This is a genomic window from Micrococcus sp. LASM2_SD2 (genome assembly GCF_057364565.1).
Map to the genome: position 1 here is coordinate 1 of NZ_JBNFOB010000197.1, position 4,536 is coordinate 4,536.

Genomic DNA, 4,536 nt, shown 5'->3' on the forward strand with positions numbered 1-4,536 from the left:
GACGCCCCACGGCGCGGGTCAGGGCCGCCGCGCGGCCGCATTGGCCACGGTGTGCTTCGGCGCCACGGCGCCCAGGTCCGAGCGTTCGGCCAGGGCGACGGCCTCGGTCCGGCGGTTCTCGGTGAAGGCGCGGTCCACGAGGATGCCGTCCACGAGCCCGACCGTGGACAGGCCCGGGATGTCGGTGGAGAAGGAGACCGCGCGGCAGCCCTCCTGCACGTCGGCCTGCTCCACGAGGCGGCGGGTGATCGGGGCGGCCTCGTTGAACACGCAGGCGATGCGGGTGTGCTCGTAGATCGAGCCCTTGTCCCGGACGTAGCCCTCCATCGAGCCGTGCCAGTCCACATGGTCCTCGGCGATGTTCAGCACCGCCGAGGAGGCCGCCTCGATATGGTGGGTCCAGTGCAGCTGGAAGCTGGAGAGCTCCAGGGCGAGGACGTCGTACCCCTCGGGGTCGCGGATCGCGTCGAGCACCGGGGTGCCGACGTTCCCGCAGGCCACGGCCCGGCGCCCGTCGGCGCGCAGGATCGCCTCCACCATGGTGACGGTGGTGGTCTTGCCGTTGGTGCCGGTCAGGCAGATCCAGTCGGCGACCGGCCGGCCGGCGCGCTCACGGACCCGCCAGGCCAGCTCGATGTCCGACCAGATCGGGATGCCGGCGGCGTGGGCCTGCATCAGCAGCGGCTGGTCCGGCCGCCACCCCGGGGAGGTCACGACGACGTCCGGCAGCTCGTCGCCGACGTGCGGCAGCGTGGTGGTCGCCTCCTGCTCCAGGACGACGTCCCGGACACCGACGATCCTCAGCGTCTCGGCGCGCTGGAGGTTCTCCTCGGACGCGTTGCCGTCCACCACGAGGACGTCCGCGCCGAGCTCCACCAGCGTGTCCGCCACGGAGAAGCCGGTGACGCCGAGGCCCGTGACCACGACGCGCAGCCCCGTCCACTCCGGGGCGTCCCAGGACGTGAGCGGATCGGTGCGGGGCGTCGAGGCGAGGGGCTCGAGGACGGGGGTCGGGGCGGTCTCGCTCACGGGGTCACCGCCGCCACGCCGCCGCCGGCGAGCAGCCACTCGCCGTAGAAGATGGACAGGCCGACGATCACGCAGACGAGGCTGATCAGCCAGAAGCGGACCACCACGGTGATCTCGGCCCAGCCCTTGAGCTCGAAGTGGTGCTGCAGCGGCGCCATCAGGAAGACGCGCTTGCCGCCGGAGACCTTGAAGTAGCCGACCTGGATGATCACGGACAGGGTGATGGCCACCATGAGGCCGGCGAGGATGACCACCAGGATCTCGGAGCGGGTGAAGATGGCGAAGCCGGCGAGGGCGCCGCCCAGGGCCAGCGAGCCCGTGTCTCCCATGAAGATCTTCGCCGGCGAGGTGTTCCACCACAGGAAGCCCAGCAGCGAGCCGGTGAGGATGGCAGCCAGCAGGCCGAGGTCCATGGGGTCGCGGACCTCGTAGCAGCCCGGGCCGGTGATGGTGCCGCAGGCCTGGCTGGCCTGGAAGATCGACATCAGCACGTAGGCCCCGGTAATCATGGCGGTCGCGCCGGTCGCGAGGCCGTCGAGGCCGTCCGTGAGGTTCACGGCGTTGGTGGTGGCCGTGGTGATGAGGTTGGACCAGACCACGAACAGGACGTAGGCGAGCACCGGTCCGGCGAACGCCATCTCGAGCCACGGGATGTCCCGGACGAAGGAGATGGCGGTGGAGGCCGGGGTGAGCCCGTCGTTGTTTGGGAAGTTCAGGGCCAGCACGGCGAACAGGGTGCCGATGACGCCCTGGAGGATGATCTTGCCCCGGGGCGTCAGGCCGAGGGACTGCTGCTTCGTGATCTTGGTGAAGTCGTCCACGAAGCCCACGAAGGCCATGCCCACGGTGAGGAAGAGCAGGAGCAGCCCCGAGGCGGTCGGCCCGGCGTTCTCGGAGCCCAGGAGCGCCATGATCCCGTGCGTCAGGAAGTAGACCACCACGAGCACCACGACGAACACGAGGCCGCCCATGGTGGGGGTGCCGCGCTTGGTCTTGTGGGTGGTCGGGCCGTCGTCGCGGACGAACTGGCCGTACCCCTTCCTCACGAGGAATCGGATGAACAGGGGCGTGCCAGCGGCCGCGAAGACGAGGCCGAGGACACCGCCGATGAGCAGGCCGATCACGGGCGCTCCTCCTTGGGGGTGGACGATGCGGAGCCCTCGGCGCCGGCGGCGGCGAGACGCTCGCCGAGCTGCGCGAGCCGGGAGCCGTTGGAGGACTTCACGAGGACGATGTCTCCGGGCGCCAGACGCTCCAAGAGCAGGTCGAAGGCCTCGTCGAGGTCGGCGGCGAAGTGCGCCTCCTCGCCCCAGCTGCCTTCGTTGAGGGCGCCGATGTACAGGGCCCGTGCCCCGGCGCCGACGACGAGAAGCTGGGCGATGTTGAGCCGCACGACGGTCTCGCCGACGAGCGTGTGCTCACGGATGTGCTCATCGCCGAGCTCGAGCATCTCCCCGAGGACGGCCCAGGTGCGCCGTCCGGTGGCCCGGCCGAGCTGGGCCAGGGTCTTCAGCGCGGCGCGCATGGACTCGGGGTTGGCGTTGTAGGCGTCGTTGATGACGGTGACCCCGTCCGGGCGGTCGGTGCGCTCCATGCGGAAGCGGCTGGTGGGGCCGAGTCCGTCCAGGACCTGCACGATGTCCGCCGGCGAGATCCCCGCGGCGGCGGCGGCCGCCGCGGCGGCGAGGATGTTGTGGCCGTGGTGGGCGCCGATCAGACCGGAGGTGAGCGGCAGCGCGGGGACGTCCGTGTCCGCGCCGAGCTGCAGCTGCATCACCGGACACCCCTCGTCGTCGGTGGTGAGGTTCCGGGCCAGCGCGAGGCCGGAGGCCCGCCCCGAGGCGACGTCACGTGCGATGAGCGGCACGGTGTCCTCGTCCGTGGAGAACCACACGATCTTCGCCAGGGTGCGCTCGGCCATGGCCACCACCTGCGGGTCGTCCCGGTTCAGGACGACGACGCCCTCGGCGCCGACCGCCTCCACGAGCTCCCCCTTGGTCCTGGCGATGTTCTCCACCCCGCCGAAGCTGCCGGCATGGGCCGTGCCCACCATGAGGACGACACCGATGTCCGGCCTCACGATGTCGCAGAGGTACTCGATGTTGCCGACGTGGTCCGCACCCATCTCGACGACGAGGTACCGGGTGTCCAGGGCGGCCCGGAATACAGTGAGCGGCACTCCGACCTCGCCGTTGAACGAGCCCTGCGGCGCCACGGTCGGACCGTGATCGGCCAGAATCGCGGCCAGGAGGTCCTTGGTGGTGGTCTTCCCGGCGGAGCCCGTGATGCCGATGACGGTCGTCTCGGAGTGGGCGCGCACGCGGGAGACGACCTCACGCGCCAGCGCACCCATGGCGACCACCGCGTCCGCGACGAGGATCGAGGGATGCGCGGTGCCGTCGGGCGCGGCGGTGCCGCGCTCCGCGAGGACGGCACATGCGCCGGCCGAGAGCGCGGCGTCGATGAAGTCGTGGCCGTCGGCACGCTCGCCGGGCTTGGCGACGTACAGGACGCCGTCCTGTCCAGCGACCTCACGGGAGTCCGGGGTCACGGCGGTCAGCACGGTCTCCGGGTCCAGTGTCTCGGAGAGGGTGCCGCCGACGGCCTCGGCGATCTGGGAAGCGGTGAGAGCGATCATTTGGACCCGACTTTACCGCGACGTGGATGACAGGTCGGTGAGGCGCCCGTCGCGTCGGTCGGCCAGCGCGGCCCGCAGCTCCACGCGGTCGTCGAGCTCGACGTCGACGCCGGCCACGTCCTGGACCGTCTCGTGTCCACGGCCCGCGAGCAGGATGCTGTCCGCGTCCTCCGCGAGGGCGGCGGCAAGGCGGATCGCCTCGGCCCGCGGGGCGGACTCGTGGACCTCCACCCGGTGACCCTGCTCCTGGCGGGCGGCCGCCTCGGCACGCACACCCTCGAGCACCTCGGCCCGGATGCTGGCCGGCTCCTCGCCGTGCGGGTCGTCGTCCGTGACGATCACCACGTCCGCGTATCGCGCGGCGATGCGCCCCATCAGCGGACGCTTGGTGGTGTCCCTCTCCCCGGTGGCACCGAAGACGAGGATCGTGCGTCCCCGCCGGCCGGTCGCCGCACGTGCCTGGGCCAGGGACTCGAGTGCCTGCACCATCCCGTCCGGATTGTGGGCGAAGTCGACGACGCCGTCGGGCTCCCGACCGACGACCTCCATGCGGCCGGGGACCGCGGCGGCGAAGGGGCCCTCACCCGCCGGCACGTCGAGCACGGCCTGGATCCGGTCGAAGGTGTCGTCTCCGAGGGCCTCCAGCACCATCAGCGCCGCGAGGGCGGCGTTGGCGGCGTTGAAGCGTCCGGGCAGGCCCACGGAGGCCTTGAGCACGCGCCCGGTGCGGGCCTGGGTCAGCTCGAAGCGGTGCCCGAGCCCGTCCGGGGTGAGCGCGGTGAGCTCCCAGTCGGGGGTGACCTCCGGGTGGCGCTCGGCGAGGGGCGCCGGGGGGGACGGGGCGCGGGCCGGTCCAAGGGGCGAGGGGT

At 71.8% G+C, this 4,536-nt stretch carries 4 protein-coding genes; all 4 read right to left on the minus strand.

Annotation, left to right across the window (positions count from 1 at the left end):
* Nucleotides 1–18: 18 nt before the first annotated feature.
* Entirely contained in the window at nucleotides 19–1,029 is a 1,011-nt protein-coding gene (locus AC2W7A_RS09765; protein ID WP_485991189.1) for a Mur ligase family protein, read from the minus strand.
* Nucleotides 1,026–2,153 (minus strand): phospho-N-acetylmuramoyl-pentapeptide-transferase, encoded by a 1,128-nt coding sequence (mraY, locus tag AC2W7A_RS09770; RefSeq protein ID WP_485991190.1) that lies wholly within the window; start codon nucleotides 2,151–2,153, stop codon nucleotides 1,026–1,028. The genes AC2W7A_RS09765 and mraY overlap by 4 nt, the downstream gene beginning before the upstream one ends.
* Nucleotides 2,150–3,667 carry a UDP-N-acetylmuramoyl-tripeptide--D-alanyl-D-alanine ligase gene (locus AC2W7A_RS09775; protein WP_485991191.1) on the minus strand — a complete coding sequence of 506 codons (1,518 nt, stop codon included), beginning with the start codon at nucleotides 3,665–3,667 and terminating at the stop codon, nucleotides 2,150–2,152. Before AC2W7A_RS09775 ends, mraY begins: the two co-directional genes overlap by 4 nt.
* A gap of 12 nt (nucleotides 3,668–3,679) precedes the next feature.
* Nucleotides 3,680–4,536 (minus strand): glutamate ligase domain-containing protein (locus AC2W7A_RS09780; protein ID WP_485991192.1); only part of this gene is annotated, 857 nt, incomplete at its 5' end.

What these genes read in the sequence shown, in the direction of transcription:
- AC2W7A_RS09775 (WP_485991191.1), bottom strand. Translation starts at nt 3,667, where the DNA reads ATGATCGCTCTCACCGCTTCCCAGATCGCCGAGGCCGTCGGCGGCACC.